This window comes from Nocardioides sp. JS614, from assembly GCF_000015265.1.
Taxonomy (GTDB): Bacteria; Actinomycetota; Actinomycetes; order Propionibacteriales; family Nocardioidaceae; genus Nocardioides.
The window spans coordinates 2,190,372-2,209,196 of sequence record NC_008699.1 but is presented as its reverse complement, the minus strand read 5'-3'; the positions used below and the strand labels follow the sequence as shown (position 1 = coordinate 2,209,196).

The following is an 18,825-nucleotide window of genomic DNA, read 5'->3' as shown; positions in this document are numbered from 1 at the left end:
AGGCCGCACCGGATGAAGCCTTCATGAAGCGCCGCGGCCGCTCAGGAGGGGCGGCGTCGGACGCCGACGGTCCGCGGCGCGAGCCACCACGACGCGGCCGCGAGGGCGAGCCCGGCGAGGTCGTCCACGGCGAAGTGCCAGCCGAGGTAGACCGTGGCGACCAGGGTCCCTGCCAGGAAGACCGCGAGGACGGCCGTGGTCCGGCGGAGCCGGTGCCACCAGGCGATGCCGAGGATGACCGCGGTGACGCCGACGTGCAGGCTGGCGAACGCCGCGACCTGGGCGAAGGCGCCGGCCGCCGCGGGATCGGCGAGCAGGTGCGCACGGTCGGCGAGATAGCGGGCCTGGGTGTCCTGGATCATCATGTGCGGCAGCCCGGCGAAGTCCTGCGGCGCTGCGTGGAACGGGCCGAGCGACGGGATCGCGTAGTACGACGCCGTCCCGAGGATCCACACCCACACCAGGGCCGTGATGCCCACGAAGGCGTCGCGCAGCCGCGGCGCCAGGACGACGGCGGCCGGGAACGCCACCACCACCAGCGTCGGGAACGTCTCGTACCACGCCATCAACACCCACGCGGCCAGGTGCTGGCCGAGCAGGTCGTGCAGCAACACCGCCGGGTCGTGGCCGAGGAACAGCCACCGGTCCCACCCCAGCAGCATCGCGTCGCGCGGCCGGTTGAAGGAGTTCCAGCTCTTCAGGTTGTGGTAGGTGAAGTAGGTCAGGTGGTAGGCGAGCAGCGCCGCGGCCGCGAGGGCGGTACGCCGGGGCGTCCAGCGGTCCCGGACGACGAGGAGCACGCGGCGTACCCCGACGGGCCAGCCGGCACGGACCAGCCCGTCGAGGGCCACCAGCCCGAGGGAGATGGCGGCGGTGAGCGTGACCCTGCTGAGCAGGAACGCCCCGTGCGGGTCACGGAAGGGGATCCCCACCTGGATCGACCGCACCAGGCCGACACCGACGAAGCAGACCACCACGAGCCACAGCCGTCCGGCCGTGACCCAGGTGGCGTCGAGCCCGCCGGCGGTCGGCCCGGTCGGCGGTGCGGCCGGCTCCTGCACGCTGGTCGTCTCCTCGGGCACGGCGGGAACCTAGGCCCCGGAACATGAAGTGGAGGTGAAGCCGCAGCTCACTCGGTGTTCGCGGCGGCCTCGGTCGGGAGCAGGATGCTGACGGTCATCTCGGGGCCGTGGGTGCAGGCGACCGGTGCGCGGCCGCCACCGTGCGAGGCGTGGTGGCCGCCATGGCACAGCCGCAGCTCGCCGCCCGCCTGGGCGACCATCGCCTGGACCAGCGCCAGGCCGAGACCCGAGCCGGGACGGCTGCGCGCCTCCTCGGACCGGACGAACCGCCGGGTCGCCGTGTCGAGGATCTCGGGCGCGAGTCCCGGACCGGCGTCGGCGACCAGCAGCCGCCCCCAGCGCGGGTCCGGCCGGTCGACGGTGACGACGTACGGCGCGGCCCCGTGGAGGGCCGCGTTGTCGAGGAGGTTGGTCAGCATCCGCTCGACCTCGAAGTCGGCCACCGCGACCGGCACCGGCTCACCGGGGATCTCGGTCGAGGTGTGGGCCGCCTCGCCCGGCGCGGCGAGCCGGCGCTGGTTGACCACGCGGGCGGTGACCGCCGCCAGGTCGCACGTCTCGTGACCGCTCCGGCCGGTGGCACCCCCGAGCTCGAGCAGCTGCTCCGCGAGCCGGGCCAGCCGGTCCAGGTCGACCTGGAGCTCCTCGAGGACCCGTTCGTGCTCCTGCTGGGTGCGCGGTCGGCGGCGGGCGAGCTGGACCCGGCTGGTGAGCAGCGTGATCGGGGTGCGCAGCTCGTGGCTGGCCTCGTTGACGAACTGGCGCTCCCGGTCCAGCGCCCGCTCCAGGGAGGTCAGCATGTCGTTGAGGGTGTGCCCCAGCCGGGTGACCTCGTCGTCACGGGAGACCGACACGTCGAGGCGCAGGTCGAGGGCGCCCGCGGCGATCGCGGCGGCCCGGCGGCGGTAGCGCTCCACGGGGCGCAGGGCGGCGCGCGCGAGCCGCTCCCCCACGAACGCGGTCACCACGAGCGCACCGAGGCCCGCGAGGACCAGCTGGGCCAGAAGCTCGCGCAGCGCCTCGTCGCGGTGGTCACGGCGGACGGCGACCAGCAGGTAGTGGCCGCTGCCGTCGTCGAGCCGGGTGACGCGGAGCCGGTAGGGGTCGTCGGAGACCGGCAGGAAGTCGCCGACGTTGAAGGTCCGGTGACTCCCGGCGATCCGCTCGAGTTGGTGGGCTCCGACCATGCCCGTGGGCGCCCGGACGCCCCCACGGTCCAAGATGGTGCCCTTGGACTCCAGCACCTGCCAGGCGACGCCGGTGGCGTCCGCGGCGGACCGGTCGGTCACCCGGCCGTCGGCCCCGACCAGCGGGGTCAGGGAGCGGGTGGCCTGCGCGAGCTCGGTGTCCAGGCCGCGGTCCAGGGCGTAGCCCACCCGCCAGTAGACGAAGGTGCCGGCGGCGAGGAGCACGACGAACATGGCCGCGGAGAAGCCCGCGACCAGGCGGATCCGCAGCGGCAGCCGGGACACCCGGCCCCGCAGCGACGTCATCGCACCGCCGGGGTCGGGTCGACGCGGTAGCCGACGCCGCGCAGCGTCGTGATGGTCTCGGTACCGAACGGCTTGTCGATCTTGGCCCGGATCGCGGCGAGGTGCACGTCGATCACGTTGCTGCGCAGGTCGGTCTCGCCGTCCCACACCTCGTCGAGGATCATCAGCCGGCTCACCACGCGCCCCGCGTGCGAGACCAGGAGGTGCAAGATGTCGAACTCGCGCGCGGACAGCACGATCTCGACGCCGCCGCGGGTGACCCGGCGGGCGACCGGGTCCACGACCAGGTCGCCGAGCTGCACGGGCGCCTCGCCCACCAGGCTGCCGCGGCGGTAGAGCGCGCGCAGCCGGGCCAGCAGCTCGTCGAGGTCGAACGGCTTGGGCAGGTAGTCGTCGGCGCCGGCGTCCAGGCCGCTGACCCGGTCGCGGACGTCACCACGGGCCGTGAGCATCAGGATCGGCAGCGCGACGCCCAGGTCGCGCAGCCGCCGGGCCACGGTCACCCCGTCCAGGCCCGGCAGCATCCAGTCGAGCAGCGCCACGTCCAGGCTGGAGTCGGAGAGCAGCCGCTCGTACGCCGAGCGGCCGTCGTGCGCCACCTCGACCTGCCACCCGGCCTCGGCCAGGGACTCCTCGAGGACGTCGGCGAGGCGGACGTCGTCCTCGGCCACCAGGATCCTCACGGGCCCACTCCTTCCTCTCGCTCCCAGACGTGCCAGTCGCCGTACGTCCGCTGTTCACCGTAGTGGTGTACCAAGTACCCCTCCGCGGCCCGCGCGTCCAGCCCCCACGACGCGAGGCTGTCACCGTCGACGACGACCCAGCGCGGCGCGTCCGGCCCGGCCAGCATGTCCTCGAGGCCGCGCAGCCGCGGGTCGCGGACCCGCACGGGCAGGCTCCACAGGTAGGGGTAGGGGCTGCTCAGGCCGCTGGCCGCCACGATGTCGGGGTGGCCGAACGCGACGACCACGCCGTCGGAGGGCTCCGCGTGCATGCGCAGGTACGCCGCCACCTGCTCGTCCGACGACACGTCGTTCGGCAGCTGGCTCCAGCGCAGCCAGGCCAACGGGTTGACGATCAGGACGTAGGCCAGCACGGCGGTCACCAGGGATCGACCACGCACGGGCGCGGCGAGGACGACCAGCAGCACCAGCCCGGGCACCAGGCCGGTGAGGTAGTGCCACCAGTAGCTGCCGCCCAGGGCGACGCCCACCAGCTCCCAGCCGACCAGGGCCAGCGCCGGCCAGGTCAGGCCCGAGGACCGGCCGACCCGGCCGGTGAGGACCAGGAGCACGAGCAGCACCAGCAGGGGCGCGCCGCCGCTGACGAGGAACACCGTGGCCAGGTGCAGGAGCCGCTCGGGCGTCGCCGGCGAGGACGACGTCCCGATCACCGCGGACGCCTCCAGCCGGAAGACGAAGACCGCGTCCCAGATCCCGCGCGGCGTCGTCCCGCGCACGGCGGCGCCCGCGAGAGCCACCGCCAGCACGGCCAGGGTGCCGCCGGCGAACGCCGCCGCCCGCGCGGCCAGCGCCCGGGCCCGGCCGTGCCGGGTCAGCAGCAGGACCGCCGCGAGCACGAAGACGTCGACGGCGTTCTGCTTGACCAGCGCCGCCGCCATGGCCGCGGCGCCGGCGCCCGCCGCCAGCGCGAGGCCGCGCCGTCGGTGCGCGCCCTGCGGCTCCCGTACGGCGGCCAGGAGCAGCACCACGCCCAGCAGCACGAACGGGACGGCGAGCACCTCGCCGTCGGTCTCGGGCATGCCGAAGAACGGGCTGGACAGCAGCGCCAGGGCCACGGCGGGCGCGGCCACCCGCGGCCAGAGCCGCCCGTTGCCGAGCAGGCCGCCCAGGACGCCGGCCAGCAGCACCGACACCGCACTGGCGGTCGCGCCCATCAGCTTGACCGCGGGCGCGACGACGACCCCGCCGCCCGGGGTGACGTGGCCGGCGAGGGAGAACAGCCACAGCAGCAGCGGGGGCCGGTCCACCCAGTAGTCGCCGTACAGGGAGGAGCCCGGGTGCCAGTGCTGGCCGAGAAGGAGGAACCCGCTCTCGTCGGCGGTCAGCGGGACGTGCAGGAACGGCAGCCAGGCAGCGAACGCAGCAGCGGCGGCGAGGAGCAGGACGGCGGCGCCGGCTCGGCTCCACCCGAGGACGGTGCGGGGCTCACCCGGTCGAGGACCTCGCTCGGCGACCGGGGGTGCGGTGACGGACCCGGGGCTGGACACGCGGCGACCGTAGGCCGCGGCGGATGAAGGGCCGATGAAGGCGGACCCGGTGGCGGCCGAGCCCGCGCCGGCGCGCGAGGTGCACGCCGAGCAGGCCCGCGACGATGAGGACCGCCAGGCCGATCCCGACGCCCGAGATGACGTGCTCGACGACGTGCCAGTTGTTGCCCGCCAGGTACCCGGCGAGGGCGACGGCGCTCGCCCAGGCCGCGGCGCCCGCGATGTTGAACAGGGCGAACGTCCGATAGGGCATCCGGGCCATCCCGGCCAGGCCCGGGACCAGGACCCGCAGGGCGACCGTGAACCGGCCGATGAAGACCGCCGGCCCGCCGCGGCGCGCGAGCAGATCCGCAGCGCGGTCGAGGTGCTCGGCCCGGACCAGGCGACCCACCGTCGAGTCGAGGATCCGGCGTCCCCACCGCTGCCCGACCAGGTAGCCGACGGCATCGCCCACGGCCGCCCCGCCGATCGCCGCGCCGAGCACCGCCGCGAGCGGCAGGTGCCCCTGGCCGGCGGCCACGCCGCCGAGCAGCACCGCGATCTCGCCGGGGAAGACGAACCCGACGAACGCGGAGGACTCCAGGGCCGGCAGCGCGAAGACCACCAGCAGTCCGAGCCAGACCGGCAGCGCGAGCAGGTGCTCGACGATGCCGGTCATCGGGTCGCCACCGGCGGCAGGCTGACGAGCGGACGCAGTGGAGTGTCCGCGAGCCAGGCGACGAGGGGTCGGACGACCGGGCGGGCGAGCAGGTACGACGCCCCCGCGACCACGGCGCCGAGCGCCAGGCCGGCGACCACGTCGAGCGGGAAGTGCGCGCCGACGTAGACCCGGCTGAACGCCATCAGCAGGGCCAACCCGATCGCGAGCAGCCCGAGCCTGCGGTGGGCCAGCAGCACGCCGACCGCGACCGCACCGGCCATCACGGCGTGGTCACTGGGGAAGGAGTAGTCCTGGCTGCGGGACACCAGGAGCAGCGCGTGCGGCAGGACCGTGGAGGGCCGCGGCTCCGCGATGTCGCCCGAGACCGGCTGGTTGACGCCGACGGCCACCAGCACACCGACCGGCGCCCAGAGGCTGGTGGCGACCCGGGGCAGGTCCCGCTCGCCCCGCGCCAGCCACCAGGACAGCAGGAGCAGTGCAGCGAACAGCACGACGCCGTACTCGGCGAAGAGCCGCATCGGCGCGTGCAGCCAGGGGGTCTCGGCCGACAGCCGGTTGACGTCGGTGAACCAGTCCACCTGCAGCTGTGCCCACACCACGGATCCCACGGCCCCTCCTCGCGGGCGGACGACCCCGCCTCGCCCCGGACGGTAGGCAGCCGAGAATGAACCCCGGATGAAGGCGCCCGCTTCACGATCCCTTCACGAGGCAGCGCCCACGATCGCGCCATGACCAGCGAAGCTGCAGCGATCGGGCCCGTCCTCGACCTGACGCCCGGGAGGCGCCCACGGGTGGCCGTCGTCACCGGCAGCTACGGCGCCGGTCACGACGCCGCGGCGCGCGAGCTCGCCCGCGACCTGACCGGCGCCGGGTGCCAGGTCGAGGTCCACGACGTCATAGAGCTGCTCCCCTGGCGGCTCGGCCCGCTGCTGCGAGCCGCCTACTACGCGCAGGTCCGGCACCATCCCGCGTCGTGGGGCACGACGCTTCGCCTGTTGGCACCGGACCGCTGGCTGCACCGTCGCGTCACGGCACTGCTCGAGCTCGCCGCCGAGCCGGTCGCGGCCGCCACCAGCGGCTGTGACCTGGTGCTGACCACGCATCCGTTCGGCGCGCAGGCGCTCGGCTGCGCACGCGCCACGGGTCGGCTCTCGGTCCCGGCCGTGACCTACCTGACCGACGCGTCGGTCCATTCCCTGTGGATCCATGCCGGCGTCGACCTCAACCTCGCGATCCACGAGGCCGCCGCCCAGGAGGCGCGCGGCTGGGGCGGCTCCACCGTCGTCGTCCGGCCCCTGGTCCCGCGGGATGCGCGCTACCAGGCGGGGCGCGACCACCGCGACCCGCTCGCCGCGCTCGAGATCATCGGCCCCCGGGCACTCGTCACCGGCGGCTCCCTCGGGATGGGCGACCTTGAGCGCACGGCCCGTGATGTCCTGGCCACCGGCGTCGCGACTCCCGTGGTCCTGTGCGGGACCGACACCCGGCTGCGCCGCCGCCTCGACCGGATCCCGGGCGTCGTCGCGCTCGGCTGGCGTGAGGACGTCCCGGCCCTGATGGCCACCAGCGCCTGCGTCATCCAGAACGCCGGCGGGTTCACCTCGCTCGAGGCCCTCGCGTCCGGGACGCCGGTGATCACCTACCGGCCGCTGCCCGGGCACGGCTCGGCGAGCTCCGTCAACCTGGCGCGTGCCGGCCTGGTGCCGTGGGCGCGCACCCCCGGCGACCTGGCCCTCCTGCTGGGCGCGGCGGCCGTCGCCGTCCGCACCGACCGGCTCCCCGCCGAGGCCCCGGAGGTCGTCGCGGTGCTGGCCGGTGCCGCCGACGCGACGCCGGTCGCCGTCGCATGAGGGGCGCCCGGATCGCGACGCTCGCGACGCTGTCAGCGGCGGGCGCGTGGGCCGGTCCGGCGGCCACCGCCATCGGGCCGCTGCGCCGCCCGGTGCTCCCCCTCCTGAGCGGCATCGGGCCGTCCCTGCACGTCGCGCTCACCTACGACGACGGTCCGGACCCCGAGAGCACGCCGCACGTCCTCGACGTACTGGCCCGGCACGGGCGGCGCGCCACGTTCTTCGTGGTCGGCGAGCAGGTCCGGGCGAGCGCCGCGATCCTGCGGCGGATGGTCGCCGAGGGCCACGAGGTCGCGGTGCACGGCTGGACCCACCGGTGCGTCGCGCTGGTGCCGCCGACCCGGCTGGTGCACCAGCTCGCGGCCGCTCGGACCGTGGTCGAGGACACGACCGGCGTCTCGCCGACGTGGTACCGGCCGCCGTACGGCGTCCTCACGGGCGACGCGATCCGCGCCTGCCGGACGCTCGGCCTGACCCCGGTGCTGTGGAGCGCCTGGGGCCGGGACTGGATCCGGAGGACCACACCGGAGCGGATCGTCGCGACGGTGCTCGCGACCCTGCGGCCCGGCGGGACCGTCCTCCTGCACGACACCGACCGGCACGCCCGCGGCGACTGGGGGCCGACCCTGGCCGCCACCGACCTGCTGCTGTCCGGCGCCCTCGCCGAGGCGGACGTGGGGCCGCTGGCCGAGCACGGGATCTCGCGCGAACCCGCGCCGGCACGCCGCGTCCCCGTCGGTAGGTTTGCCGGGTGACCTCACCCGAACCGGTCGAGCCGACCCGCCTCGATGCGCGGCAGCTGCGGCGCGCCGTGCTGGTGGTCGCCGGCCTGAACTTCTCCTACTTCTTCGTCGAGTTCACGGTCGCGCTCTCAGCGGGGTCGGTGTCGCTGCTGGCCGACAGCGTCGACTTCCTCGAGGACACCTCGATCAACCTGTTGATCTTCATCGCGCTCGGCTGGCCGCTGGCCCGGCGCGCCCTGGCCGGCAAGGCGATGGCGCTGATCATCCTCGGGCCGGCTTCGGTCGCGGCGTGGACGGCGATCCAGCGGTACAGCGACCCGGTCGCCCCGGAGGTGGTGCCGCTGGTGCTCGCCTCGCTCGGCGCCATCGTGGTCAACGGGACCAGCGCCTGGGTGCTGGTCAACGTCCGGCACTCGGGAGGCTCGCTGAGCCGCGCCGCGTTCCTCTCGGCCCGCAACGACGTGCTGGTGAACGTCGCGATCATCGCGATGGGCCTGGTCACCGCCTGGACGGGCTCGGGCTGGCCGGACCTGGTCCTCGGCACGTTCATCATCCTGCTGGCCGCGCACGCCGCCTGGGAGGTCTGGGAGGTCAGCGAGGAGGAGCGGCTGGCCTCGAAGGCCCTGGCCGGGGAGGAGATCGACTGACCGCTACGCCGTGGGCCCGACCGTGATCGTGCCCAGGCCCTCGACGCTGAGCCGATAGCGGCTCCCGGCCTGCAGGGGTACGGCGTCCGTCAGCGCGCCGGCCAGCACGAGCGACCCGGCCGGGAGCGATCGCCCGTGCCGCTCGAGGTGCTCGGAGAGCAGGCTGAGCGCGCGCCACGGGTCACCCAGGATCGCGGCGCCGGTCGAGCGGTGGACGACCTCGCCGTCGACCTCGACCTCGCAGCGGGCCGACGCCAGGTCCAGGTCGGCCGGCCACGGGACCGGCGAGGCACCGAGGAGAACCCCGGCGGCGCTGGTCTCGTCGGCGACGACGTCGGGCAGCCGGAACCGGTAGCCGGTCCACCGGGAGTCGAGGATCTCGGCCGCGACGCCGACGCTGGCGACGCCGGCCCTCACCTCGTCGGCGTCGAGCGCCCGGTCGATGGCCCGTCCGGTGACGAACGCGATCTCCGGCTCGATCCGCGGCTGGGCCCAGTGCTCCAGGGAGTCCCCGACCCCGTCGGGCTCGAGCAGCATCGAGCGGGTGAGGAAGCCGACGATCGGGCGGTCCACCCCCATCCGCTCCTGCTTGGCGCGGCTGGTCAGCCCCAGCTTCGCGCCCACGACCGGGTCGCCCGCAGCGACCCGGTCGTCGAGGGCGAGCGCCTGCACGGCGTACCCCCAGTCCTCGTCGAGCTCGGGGTGCTCGTCGGTGAAGGGCGAGAGCGTGCGGTGCTCGACCCGCGCGGCGCGGAGCAGGTCGGCGGCGTGGCGGGGATTCACCCGGCCATCGTCGCGTAGGCGTGGCTGGCAGCCACGATGCCGGCGACGACCTCGAGCTCCGCGGCGTCGCGGGGGCCGTAGACCATCACCATGCCGCGGGCCAGGCGGATGCCGGCCAGCGGGTGCGCGACCGCCCAGCCCTGGGCCACCGCGTCGCGGGCGAGGGCCGGCGGCAGCGCCAGGTGCAGCGACCCGTCGTACTCGGGATGCAGGTGCGCGAACTCCCCGACGTGCGGCACGAGGTAGGCGTCCACTGGCGCGTCCGGCGCGGGCGGCACCATGAAGCCGCGAGCGCCGGGGACCGAGATCGCCGACTGCCGGCTCGAGACGCCCGGCAGCGCGCTGACCCGGGCGAACAGCTGCTCCTGGAGCTCGGCCGGGCTGTTCTCGGACTCCTGCTGCTGCGGGATGCTCCACGAGACCCGCGGCCGCGAGCCCATGCGGACGGGCAGCCGCCCGTCCGGCAGGGTCGCCCAGGTCGCCGGGCCGTCGGCCAGCGGCCCGCGCCGGACGAGCAGGTCGAGGCGCTCGCCGATCCAGCCGCTGAGCTCGACGACGGTGGCCGCGGTGAGCCCGTGGCCGCCGGGGTCGCGCCGGGCGTACGGCGGGGCGCCGGACTCGCCGGTCAGGTAGGACCAGGTGCGGTCCAGCAGCTCGCGCGGGATCACCGTGTCGGCGTCCCCCTGGGCGACGAACACCGGCACGCCGGCCAGCCGCGCGGGAGTCACGGGGACGCCCGCGTCGAACGGCAGGGTGCCGTAGAGGATCGCCGCGCCGGCGTACCGCTCCGGCTCGCTGAGCAGCAGCCCGCCGGCGAAGGCGGCGCCGCCGCTGAACCCCGCCAGCACGACCGGGCGGCCGGCGGGGGCGACCTCGTCGAGCCAGCGGCGGAACCAGGCCATGGTCTGCGCCAGGGACTCCGCGACCGGGCGTCCGATGCCGCGGTTGGCGAACCAGGCGTAGCCGCCGCCCTCGGCGATCGGCGCGCGGACCGCGGCGTAGGACGGGCCGTCCGGCAGGTGGTCGGCCAGGCCGATGATGCCCTGCTCGTCGGCGCCCCGGCCGTGCAGCAGCACGACCAGGGGCCGCTGCGGGTCGTCGGGCCGGTGCCAGGCGACGACCGGCTCGGCGAACGAGCTCACGAGGCCACCGCCTCGGTGACGATCCGGCCGGCCGACGAGACGCCGCCCCAGCGGGCCAGCTCGGCGTCCAGGTCGAGGTGCTCGATCGGGGCGGAGTTCTCGTACTCGCCCCACGCCTCGCGCGGCAGCATCCACATCAGCTCGAACTCGTTGCCGTCGGGGTCGGCGCCGTACACGCTCTTCGTGGCGCCGTGGCTCGACGCGCCGGTGTAGGCGCCGGCGTCGACGAGCGCCTGGTGGGCGGCCGCCAGCTCCTCGATGGTGTCCAGCTGCCAGGCGAGGTGGTAGAGCCCGATCCCGCCACGCCGCTTCGGCGGCGCGGCCGGACCGACCCCGAACAGGCCGAGGTCGTGGTGGTTGCCCGAGCGCGGCAGCCGCAGGAAGGCCGCGTTGGCGCGGGGCTCACGGGCGGCCACGACCATCCCGAACACCTGGGTGTAGAAGCGCTCGGCGCGCTCCAGGTCGGCGACGAACAGCACGGCGTGGTTGAGCCGGACCGGGGAGAACGACGGTGTGGTCGGTGTGGTCGGTGCGGTCGACATGTCTGACTCCTGTCAGGTGGTCGGGTTGGTCGGGACGGTCGGGACGGGCCGCGGTCTCAGCCCTGGACGGCGAAGCCGCCGGTCCAGGCGATCTTCTCGCCGGCGGCGAGGCTGATCTGCAGGAAGCCGAGCGCCTCCATCTCGCGGGCCCGGCGCAGCGAGCCGGCGTCGATGGCGCGCAGGCCGCCGGCGGTCACGAGCTCGCCCAGGCGGGCCTTGGCGTCGGCGTCGTCGCCGGCGATCAGGACGGTGGTGACCCGGTCGCCGATCGTCCCGGAGGCCAGGGTGGCCGCGAAGGTCGTGTTGAAGGCCTTGAGGACCCGGGAGTCCGGCAGCGCGGCCGCAAGCTCGGCGGCGGCCGAGGAGTCGGCGGGCACGGTGAGGGAGTCGAAGGTCTCGAAGTCCACCGGGTTGGTGATGTCGACGACGATCTTGCCGGCGAGCTGGGCGCCGCGCTCGGCGAGCACCTGGGGCAGGGCCGGGTAGGGCACGGCGAGGACGACGATGTCGCCGCTGACGGGGGTGGCGCTGTCGGCTTCGCCGAGCAGCTGGGCGCTGTGCCCGCCGCGCTCGACGACGCTGGCGATGGCCGGGCCCATGTTGCCGGTTCCGAGGATGGTGACGGTGGTCATGAGAGTGGTCCCTTCGTAGACGTCGCACGACAACCAATTTGGTTGTCGCTTCAATGAACCATGCCATCACGTTAATTGTTCCCACAACTTTTCTGGGGCACACTCGAGCCGTGGAGACCGCATGGTTGAGCAAGGCCGAGCTGGCCGCCTGGGTGCGACTGGTCGCGGTGGTCGAACTGCTACCGGGGGTGCTCGACACCCAGCTCCGCCGGGACGCGGGGCTGACGATGTTCGAGTACTACGTGCTCGCGACGCTCTCCGAGGCGCCCGGCCGGGTGCTGCGGATGACGGCGCTCGCGGCCCAGACCAACGCCACCCTGCCCCGGCTCTCGCACGTGGTCCGGCGGCTGGAGAAGCGCGCGCTGGTACGCCGAGTCCCCGCCACCGACGACCGGCGGGCCACGGACGCCCACCTCACCGACGCCGGCTGGCGCACCGTCCAGGAGACCGCGCCCGGCCATGTCGCCCACGTCCGCGACCGCGTCATCGACGCGCTCACCCCCGCGCAGGTCGCGCAGCTGACCGAGATCGCGGATGCGTTGCTGCCGCGGCTCGACCCGGCGGGGACGATGACCGGGCTCTACCACCGCCACGACGACGCCTGAGCCGCGGACCGGCGTATCTCAAGAATTCCGCAAGAAGTGGCATCATCGGCGCATGGAGACCGACGTGGGGCCTGTCTCAGCGGGCGTGCCCGGTTCGCTCGGGCGGGTCGCGCTCGTGGTGGAGGACGACGAGGACATCCGCGCGCTCATCGTGTACACCCTCGAGACCCAGGGCTTCGAGGTGTTCGCCGTCGGCTCCGGCCTCGAAGGGGTGGCGGCGGTCCGCGACCGGCAGCCCGACCTGATCACCCTGGACCTGGGGCTGCCGGGGATCGACGGGATCGAGGCCTGCCGGCGGATCCGCGAGATCAGCGACGCATACGTCGTGATGATCACCGCCCGTGACGACGAGATCGACCGGCTGCTCGGCCTCGAGACCGGTGCCGACGACTTCATCGCCAAGCCGTTCAGCGCCCGCGAGCTCAAGGCCCGGGTGAACGCGATGTTCCGCCGGCCGCGCACCGGAGGTGGCGCCCAGCGCCCGGACGCGCCCGCCGAGGACCCGCACGAGCTCCTCGTGCACGGTCCGCTGCGCGTGGACGTGGAGGGCCGGCGCGCGTTCCGCGACGGCCAGGAGCTGGTGCTGACCCGCACCGAGTTCGACCTGCTGACCGAGCTGATGCGGGCGCCCTCCCGGGTGTGGTCGCGCGAGGCCCTGCTGCGCAGCGTGTGGGGCACCGACTGGGCCTCGGACACGCACCTCGTGGAGGTCCACGTCGGCAACCTGCGGCGCAAGCTCGCGGCGGGCACCGACGGCTCGACCCGGTTCATCCGCACCGTGCGCGGCGTGGGCTACCGGATGGAGCTGCCTGCCTAGCCGGCCAGGTGGTCGGCGAGCACCCGCTCGAGCCGGCTCGCGGCCGGCGCCAGGGCCGCGGCCGCGGCGTCCGCCCCCGGCAGGTCCCGCAGCCGCAGGTGTCGCTCGACCTCGGCCGCGAGGGTGCCCAGCTCGTGGGCGCCGAGGGTCCGCGAGGCGACCTTGAGGCTGAGCACCGCGTCCATGGCCGCGGCCAGCGCCGCATCGGGGTCCTCGTCCGCCAGGGCGGCGCCGACCCGGCCCAGCCGCTCGGGCAGCAGGCGGAGGTAGTGGTCGACCAGGACCCGGGCGAACTCCTCGTCGCGCGCGTGGCCGGTCAGGCCCGCCAGCGCGGCCGGGTCGAAGACCCCGGACGCCTCGACGACCTCGCTCATGACGACCGCTCCCCCTTCTGCACCGACTCGCCGATCCTGCCCGGGCAGGCTCAAGCCACCGCCCACCCAGTCGCGGGGTTTGCGCAAGGAACCGGCAAGGAACCTCAAGCCGGGCCGGGCCGGGCCGGGTCGGTCCCGGCTCAGCTCAGTTCAGCGCGCGCACCGTCGACGGTCTCACTCCCAGAACACCCGCTCCACGACGCCGCGGGCCAGGCGCGTGTAGCGCAGCTGGTCGTTGACCATCGCGTCCGAGGACCCGGCCGGGTAGCCGAGGATCGAGGCCACCGCCGCTCGCTCGCGGATGTCGCGGGGCAGCTCGTCGGCGGCCCGGCCGCGCACCAGCGTCACGGCGTTGCGGACCCGGCTGACCCGGCGCCAGGTCTGCTGGAGCACGGCGGCGTCGTCGTCGGTGACCAGGCCGGCCTCGCGGGCCGCCGCCAGCGCGTCGAGGGTCCGGGAGGTGCGTAGGCCGGGCACCGAGTCGGCGTACCGCATCTGCAGCAGCTGCACGGTCCACTCGATGTCCGCGAGCCCGCCGCGGCCGAGCTTGAGGTGGGTGTGCGGGTCGGCGCCGCGCGGCAGCCGCTCCTCGTCGACGCGCGCCTTGATCCGGCGCACCTCGACCACGTCGTCCTCGCTGAGCCCGCCGGCCGGGTAGCGCAGCGGATCGATCAGCTCCTCGAACCGTCGGCGCACGTCGAGGTCGCCGACCACGGCGTCGGCGCGCAGCAGCGCCTGCGCCTCCCAGACCTTCGACCAGCGCGCGTAGTAGGCCGCGTAGGAGTCGAGGGTGCGCACCAGCGGACCCTGCTTGCCCTCCGGGCGCAGGTCGGCGTCGACCTCCAGGGCCGGGTCCGGGCCGGGCAGCGCGAGCAGGCGGCGCAGCTCGTTGGCGACCGCGTGGGCGTACGACGACGCCTGCTGCGGGTCGGCCCCGGGGTCCGGGTCGTGCACGAACAGCACGTCGGCGTCGCTGCCGTAGGACAGCTCGAAGCCGCCGTAGCGACCCATGGCGACGATCGCCATCCGGGTCGGGGCCGCGGCCAGGTCCCGCTGCCGGCGTACGGCGCGGCCCGCGACCTCGAGCGTCCCCTCGAGGGTCGCGTCGGTCAGCCGCGACAGGCCGGCGCCGACCTCGGCGACGTCGGTGAGCCCGAGCAGGTCGCCGGCCGCGATCCGCAGCAGCTCGCGCCGACGCACCCCACGGATCGCGAGCACCGCCGACTCCGCCTCGTCGTGCCGCCCCGAGGACGCGAGCATCTCCTCGGTCAGCGCCTCCGCCGACAGCGGCCGCAGGTCGCCGCCCAGCATCCGCACGCCCTGCGGCTCGCGCTCGAGCAGGTCGGTGGCGTAGCGGGAGGTCGCGAGGACCCGGGCCAGCCGTTCGGCCACCTCGCCCTCGTCGCGCAGGGTGGAGAGGTACCACGGCGTGCTGCCGAGCGACTCGCTGATCCGGCGGAACCCGAACAGGCCCGCGTCCGGGTCGGGGGCGTCGGCGAACCAGCCGAGCAGCACCGGCAGCAGCGTCCGCTGGATCTGCGCGGCCCGGCTGACCCCCGACGTCAGCGCCTCGAGGTGGCGCAGCGCGGCCTGCGGGTCGAGGAAGCCGAGCGCGCCCAGCCGCTTGGTCGCCGCCTCCGGCGAGAGCCGCGCCTCGTCGCCGGGGATCTTCGCGACGGCGGTGAGCAGCGGACGGTAGAAGAGCTTCTCGTGCAGCCGCCGCACCTCGCGGCGGTGGTGCTGCCAGGTCTTGTCGAGGACCCGGACCGGGTCCTTCAGGTAGCCCATGCTGCGCCCGAGCCGCCGCAGCGAGGGCTCGTCCTCCGGCACCACATGGGTACGGCGCAGCCGGTGCAGCTGGATGCGGTGCTCGAGGGTCCGGAGGAACGCGTACGCCTCGTGCAGGGCCTCACCGTCCGGGCGGCCGACGTACCCGCCGCGAGTGAGCTCGGCGAGCGCGCTGAGCGTGGTGGACGGCCGGATCCGCTCGTCGGCCCGGCCGTGCACGAGCTGCAGCAGCTGGACCGCGAACTCGACGTCGCGCAGCCCGCCGGAGCCCAGCTTGAGCTGGCGCTCGGCCTCCTTGGCCGGGATGTGGTCCACGACCCGGCGGCGCATCGCCTGGGTGTCCTCCACGAAGCCGTCGCGCTCGGCGGCGCTCCACACCAGCGGCCGGGTCATCTCGACGAACTCGCGGCCCAGCGCCAGGTCGCCGGCGACGGCCCTCGCCTTGAGCAGGGCCTGGAACTCCCAGGTGCTGGCCCACCGCTCGTAGTAGCCCTGGTGGCTGGCGATGGTGCGCACCAGCGGCCCGGCCTTGCCCTCGGGCCGCAGCGCCGCGTCGACCGGCCAGATGGTGCCCTCGGTGGTGTGGTCGGAGCAGATCCGGATCAGGTGGCTGGCCAGCTGGGTGGCGGCCCGGAGCGCACCGTTGTCGACGGCGCTGTCGGGCACGCCGTCGGCCGGCGCCCAGGCGAAGATCACGTCGACGTCGGAGACGTAGTTGAGCTCGTGGCCGCCGCACTTGCCCATCGCGATCACGGCGAGCCGCGCCAGCGCGGCGTCCTCGCCCACCCGCTGGCGGGCCACGGCGAGGGCGGCGTCGAGGGTGCCGGCCGCGAGGTCGGAGAGCTCGGCGGCGGCGTCGTCGACGGCGAGGTGGTGGGACAGGTCGCGCGCGGCCAGGCGCAGCAGCACCCGGCGGTACTCCACGCGTAGCGCGTCGACGGCCGCGGCGTCCGGCACGGTCGCGACCGGCTCCGGGTCGCCGGGGTCGGCGCCGACGGCCGCGAGCAGCCCGGCGCGGACCGCCCAGGCAGCGGGCCGGCTCGAGCCGAGCGCCGGGTCGGCCAGCTCGCGCCAGTGCCCGGGGTGTCGGACCAGGTGGTCGACCAGCGCCTCGCTGGCGCCGAGCACGCTGAGCAGCCGCATCGCGGTGCCCTCGTCCTCGACCAGCTCGTCGAGCAGCTCGTCGGGGTCGTCGAGCGCCTGGACCAGCCGGGTCAGCGCGGCGACGGCCTCGTCCGGGTCGGCCGTCCGGGCGATGAGGGCGAGCAGCGGGTCCGCGGCCGAGCCGAGGGCGGCGAGCTCCTCGAGGACGGCGTCGGGGTCCTGGAAGCCCAGGCGCAGCAGGCTCCCCTTGCTGGTCGCCGGCCGGATCATCGGGCTGGGCGCTGCGTCAGCGCCGCGAACCCCGCCGCCAGCGGCCGCCACGCATCGTCCAGCTCGGCGCGAGCCGCGTCGATGTCGCGGAGCACCGCATCGGTGTCGATGCCCCGGGTCTCGTGCGAGCCGCGGTCGGACTCCGCCCACGGCCGCAGCACGGGTACGTCGACCTCCGGGTGCAGCTGCACGCCCCACACCGTGGGTGCGTACCGGACGGCCTGCACCTCGCCGTTGCCGGTCGCGGCCAGGAGGACGGCACCGGGCGGCAGCGCGGTCACCACGTCGTCGTTCCACTGCACCCCGCGGCGCGGGGTCGCGAGCGGGCCGAACAGCCGGTCGTCGGCGGCCGCGTCGGTCCAGCCCACGCCGAGCAGCCCGACCTGCTGGCCGCGGGGGTTGCGCTCGACGGTGCCGCCGTACGCGACGGCGATCAGCTGGTGCCCCAGGCAGATGCCCAGCGTCGGCAGCGCGCGGTCGCGCGCCTCGCGGAGCAGCTCCTTGACGGGTGCGAGCCAGGCGTGCCGGTCGTCGTCGTTGGCTCCCATCGGCCCGCCGAGCACCAGCAGCCCGTCGTACGCCGCGAGTCCCGGCAGCTCGTCGCCCGCATAGGGGCGGCGCACGTCCAGGTCGCAGCCGGCCTCGACGAGCCAGGTGCCGACCCACGCCGGCGGGCACTCGAGGTCGTGCTCCACCACGAGCACCGCCGGGCGACTCACAGCACCGGGAGCATGCGGTCGCGCTCGAAGGCGGAGACCTGGCCGCGGTACTCCTCCCACTCCGCGCGCTTGTTGCGCAGGAAGTAGTCGAAGACGTGCTCGCCGAGGGTCTCGGCGAGCAGCTCGGAGTGCTCGGCCACGGCGATCGCCTCGGAGAGGCTCTTCGGCAGCGGCTCGATGCCGAGGCTCTGGCGCTCCCGCTCGGTCAGGGCCCACACGTCGTCCTCGGCCTCCCGGGGCAGGTCGTAGCCCTCGGCGATGCCCTTCATGCCCGCGGCCAGCACCACCGCGAAGGCGAGGTAGGGGTTGCAGGCCGCGTCGATGGTGCGCAGCTCGATCCGGGTGGACTGGCCCTTGTTGGGCTTGTACATCGGGACCCGGATCATCGCCGAGCGGTTGTTGTGGCCCCAGCAGATGTAGGACGGCGCCTCACCACCGAACATCAGCCGTTTGTAGCTGTTGACCCATTGGTTGGTGACCACGCTGATCTCGTTGGCGTGCCGCAGCACGCCGGCGATGAACTGCCGGCCGGTCTTCGAGAGCTGGTACTCCGCGCCGGCCTCGAAGAACGCGTTGCGGTCGCCCTCGAACAGCGACACGTGGGTGTGCATGCCGGAGCCGGGGTGGGTGGTGAACGGCTTCGGCATGAACGTCGCCCAGACGCCCTGACCGAGGGCGACCTCGCGGATCACGGTGCGGAACGTCATCACGTTGTCGGCGGTGGTCAGCGCGTCGGCGTACCGCAGGTCGATCTCCTGCTGGCCGGGCCCGCCCTCGTGGTGGCTGAACTCGACCGAGATGCCCATCGACTCGAGCATCGTGATCGCCTCGCGCCGGAAGTCCGCGCCCGAGGAGGTCGCGGTGTGGTCGAAGTAGCCGCTGCGGTCCACCGGCTCGGGATCGGCCCCGGCCTCCGGGGTGTCCTTGAACAGGTAGAACTCGATCTCGGGGTGGGTGTAGAAGGTGAACCCCTGGTCGGCGGCCTTGCCGAGCGTGCGCTTGAGGACGTGGCGCGGGTCGGCGTACGACGAGGAGCCGTCCGGCATCATGATGTCGCAGAACATCCGCGCCGTGGACGGGCCCTCGCCCCGCCAGGGCAGGATCTGGAACGTCGACGGGTCCGGCATCGCGAGCATGTCCGCCTCGTAGACCCGCGCGAAGCCCTCGATCGCCGAGCCGTCGAAGCCGATCCCCTCGGAGAAGGCGCCGTCCAGCTCGGCCGGCGCGACCGCCACCGACTTCAAGAACCCGAGCACGTCGGTGAACCACAGCCGCACGAACCGGACGTCGCGCTCCTCGAGAGCGCGAAGAACGAAGTCCTCCTGCTTACCCATGCGGCACAG

General features: G+C 74.5%; 19 protein-coding genes. 5 read left to right on the top strand and 14 right to left on the bottom strand.

The window, feature by feature from the left end:
- Positions 1-41 precede the first annotated feature (41 nt).
- From NOCA_RS11910 to NOCA_RS11885, 6 genes are read right to left on the bottom strand one after another with little or no spacing between them, the layout of a single operon-like run.
- The gene (locus tag NOCA_RS11910) at positions 42-1,082 is read right to left on the bottom strand and encodes a phosphatase PAP2 family protein (RefSeq protein ID WP_041546499.1); all 1,041 of its coding nucleotides are present in this window, start codon (positions 1,080-1,082) and stop codon (positions 42-44) included.
- Between the two features lie 47 nt (positions 1,083-1,129).
- Positions 1,130-2,575: a sensor histidine kinase gene (locus NOCA_RS11905; RefSeq protein ID WP_011755518.1), complete on the bottom strand. Its 1,446-nt coding sequence runs from the start codon at positions 2,573-2,575 to the stop codon at positions 1,130-1,132.
- Complete coding sequence (locus tag NOCA_RS11900) at positions 2,572-3,258, bottom strand: response regulator transcription factor (RefSeq protein ID WP_011755517.1); 687 nt, start codon at positions 3,256-3,258, stop codon at positions 2,572-2,574. Before NOCA_RS11900 ends, NOCA_RS11905 begins: the two co-directional genes overlap by 4 nt.
- Positions 3,255-4,805 carry a hypothetical protein gene (locus NOCA_RS11895; protein ID WP_041546498.1) on the bottom strand — a complete coding sequence of 517 codons (1,551 nt, stop codon included), beginning with the start codon at positions 4,803-4,805 and terminating at the stop codon, positions 3,255-3,257. The genes NOCA_RS11900 and NOCA_RS11895 overlap by 4 nt, the downstream gene beginning before the upstream one ends.
- Positions 4,744-5,463 (bottom strand): DedA family protein, encoded by a 720-nt coding sequence (locus NOCA_RS11890; protein WP_011755515.1) that lies wholly within the window; start codon positions 5,461-5,463, stop codon positions 4,744-4,746. Before NOCA_RS11890 ends, NOCA_RS11895 begins: the two co-directional genes overlap by 62 nt.
- Positions 5,460-6,074, bottom strand: a complete 615-nt coding sequence (locus NOCA_RS11885; protein ID WP_011755514.1) for a phosphatase PAP2 family protein — start codon at positions 6,072-6,074, stop codon at positions 5,460-5,462. The genes NOCA_RS11890 and NOCA_RS11885 overlap by 4 nt, the downstream gene beginning before the upstream one ends.
- A 120-nt stretch (positions 6,075-6,194) precedes the next feature.
- Here NOCA_RS11885 and NOCA_RS11880 point away from each other — a divergent pair, with 120 nt between their 5' ends.
- Genes NOCA_RS11880 through NOCA_RS11870 form a run of 3 tightly spaced genes read left to right on the top strand, consistent with a single transcriptional unit; the run spans position 6,195 to position 8,706 of the window.
- Positions 6,195-7,316 (top strand): MGDG synthase family glycosyltransferase, encoded by a 1,122-nt coding sequence (locus NOCA_RS11880; protein ID WP_011755513.1) that lies wholly within the window; start codon positions 6,195-6,197, stop codon positions 7,314-7,316.
- A complete protein-coding gene (locus NOCA_RS11875) occupies positions 7,313-8,071 on the top strand; it encodes a polysaccharide deacetylase family protein (protein ID WP_011755512.1) in 759 nt (252 codons plus the stop codon). The genes NOCA_RS11880 and NOCA_RS11875 overlap by 4 nt, the downstream gene beginning before the upstream one ends.
- Positions 8,068-8,706, top strand: coding sequence for a cation transporter (locus NOCA_RS11870; protein ID WP_011755511.1), 639 nt, complete (start codon positions 8,068-8,070; stop codon positions 8,704-8,706). Before NOCA_RS11875 ends, NOCA_RS11870 begins: the two co-directional genes overlap by 4 nt.
- A 3-nt stretch (positions 8,707-8,709) precedes the next feature.
- Here the strand turns inward: NOCA_RS11870 and NOCA_RS11865 are convergent, their stop codons facing one another.
- Genes NOCA_RS11865 through NOCA_RS11850 form a run of 4 tightly spaced genes read right to left on the bottom strand, consistent with a single transcriptional unit; the run spans position 8,710 to position 11,805 of the window.
- Positions 8,710-9,489 (bottom strand): 2-keto-4-pentenoate hydratase, encoded by a 780-nt coding sequence (locus tag NOCA_RS11865; protein ID WP_011755510.1) that lies wholly within the window; start codon positions 9,487-9,489, stop codon positions 8,710-8,712.
- On the bottom strand, positions 9,486-10,631 hold the full coding sequence (locus NOCA_RS11860) for a luciferase domain-containing protein (RefSeq protein WP_011755509.1): 1,146 nt from the start codon (positions 10,629-10,631) through the stop codon (positions 9,486-9,488). The genes NOCA_RS11865 and NOCA_RS11860 overlap by 4 nt, the downstream gene beginning before the upstream one ends.
- Positions 10,628-11,173 carry a VOC family protein gene (locus NOCA_RS11855; protein WP_011755508.1) on the bottom strand — a complete coding sequence of 182 codons (546 nt, stop codon included), beginning with the start codon at positions 11,171-11,173 and terminating at the stop codon, positions 10,628-10,630. The genes NOCA_RS11860 and NOCA_RS11855 overlap by 4 nt, the downstream gene beginning before the upstream one ends.
- Before the next feature lie 56 nt (positions 11,174-11,229).
- Complete coding sequence (locus tag NOCA_RS11850) at positions 11,230-11,805, bottom strand: NADPH-dependent F420 reductase (RefSeq protein ID WP_011755507.1); 576 nt, start codon at positions 11,803-11,805, stop codon at positions 11,230-11,232.
- A 110-nt stretch (positions 11,806-11,915) separates the two neighbouring features.
- Here NOCA_RS11850 and NOCA_RS11845 point away from each other — a divergent pair, with 110 nt between their 5' ends.
- On the top strand, positions 11,916-12,410 hold the full coding sequence (locus tag NOCA_RS11845) for a MarR family winged helix-turn-helix transcriptional regulator (RefSeq protein ID WP_011755506.1): 495 nt from the start codon (positions 11,916-11,918) through the stop codon (positions 12,408-12,410).
- A gap of 52 nt (positions 12,411-12,462) precedes the next feature.
- Positions 12,463-13,227: a response regulator transcription factor gene (locus NOCA_RS11840; RefSeq protein WP_049774323.1), complete on the top strand. Its 765-nt coding sequence runs from the start codon at positions 12,463-12,465 to the stop codon at positions 13,225-13,227.
- On the opposite strand, the gene NOCA_RS11835 is transcribed toward NOCA_RS11840, so the two are convergent.
- The 4 genes from NOCA_RS11835 to NOCA_RS11820 form a co-directional block, all read right to left on the bottom strand.
- On the bottom strand, positions 13,224-13,601 hold the full coding sequence (locus NOCA_RS11835) for an Hpt domain-containing protein (protein WP_011755504.1): 378 nt from the start codon (positions 13,599-13,601) through the stop codon (positions 13,224-13,226). The genes NOCA_RS11840 and NOCA_RS11835 overlap by 4 nt on opposite strands.
- A 174-nt stretch (positions 13,602-13,775) precedes the next feature.
- Entirely contained in the window at positions 13,776-16,763 is a 2,988-nt protein-coding gene (locus tag NOCA_RS11830) for a bifunctional [glutamine synthetase] adenylyltransferase/[glutamine synthetase]-adenylyl-L-tyrosine phosphorylase (RefSeq protein WP_011755503.1), read from the bottom strand.
- Positions 16,760-17,482, bottom strand: a complete 723-nt coding sequence (locus tag NOCA_RS11825) for a type 1 glutamine amidotransferase (RefSeq protein ID WP_011755502.1) — start codon at positions 17,480-17,482, stop codon at positions 16,760-16,762. Before NOCA_RS11825 ends, NOCA_RS11830 begins: the two co-directional genes overlap by 4 nt.
- Positions 17,479-18,816: a glutamine synthetase family protein gene (locus tag NOCA_RS11820; RefSeq protein ID WP_041546496.1), complete on the bottom strand. Its 1,338-nt coding sequence runs from the start codon at positions 18,814-18,816 to the stop codon at positions 17,479-17,481. Before NOCA_RS11820 ends, NOCA_RS11825 begins: the two co-directional genes overlap by 4 nt.
- Between the last annotated feature and the right edge of the window lie 9 nt (positions 18,817-18,825).

Coding starts and splice junctions, on each gene's coding strand:
- NOCA_RS11830 (WP_011755503.1), bottom strand. CDS start 16,763: ATGATCCGGCCGGCGACCAGCAAGGGGAGCCTGCTGCGCCTGGGCTTC.
- NOCA_RS11835 (WP_011755504.1), bottom strand. CDS start 13,601: ATGAGCGAGGTCGTCGAGGCGTCCGGGGTCTTCGACCCGGCCGCGCTG.
- NOCA_RS11820 (WP_041546496.1), bottom strand. CDS start 18,816: ATGGGTAAGCAGGAGGACTTCGTTCTTCGCGCTCTCGAGGAGCGCGAC.
- NOCA_RS11850 (WP_011755507.1), bottom strand. CDS start 11,805: ATGACCACCGTCACCATCCTCGGAACCGGCAACATGGGCCCGGCCATC.
- NOCA_RS11880 (WP_011755513.1), top strand. CDS start 6,195: ATGACCAGCGAAGCTGCAGCGATCGGGCCCGTCCTCGACCTGACGCCC.
- NOCA_RS11840 (WP_049774323.1), top strand. CDS start 12,463: ATGGAGACCGACGTGGGGCCTGTCTCAGCGGGCGTGCCCGGTTCGCTC.
- NOCA_RS11905 (WP_011755518.1), bottom strand. CDS start 2,575: ATGACGTCGCTGCGGGGCCGGGTGTCCCGGCTGCCGCTGCGGATCCGC.
- NOCA_RS11855 (WP_011755508.1), bottom strand. CDS start 11,173: ATGTCGACCGCACCGACCACACCGACCACACCGTCGTTCTCCCCGGTC.
- NOCA_RS11890 (WP_011755515.1), bottom strand. CDS start 5,463: ATGACCGGCATCGTCGAGCACCTGCTCGCGCTGCCGGTCTGGCTCGGA.
- NOCA_RS11875 (WP_011755512.1), top strand. CDS start 7,313: ATGAGGGGCGCCCGGATCGCGACGCTCGCGACGCTGTCAGCGGCGGGC.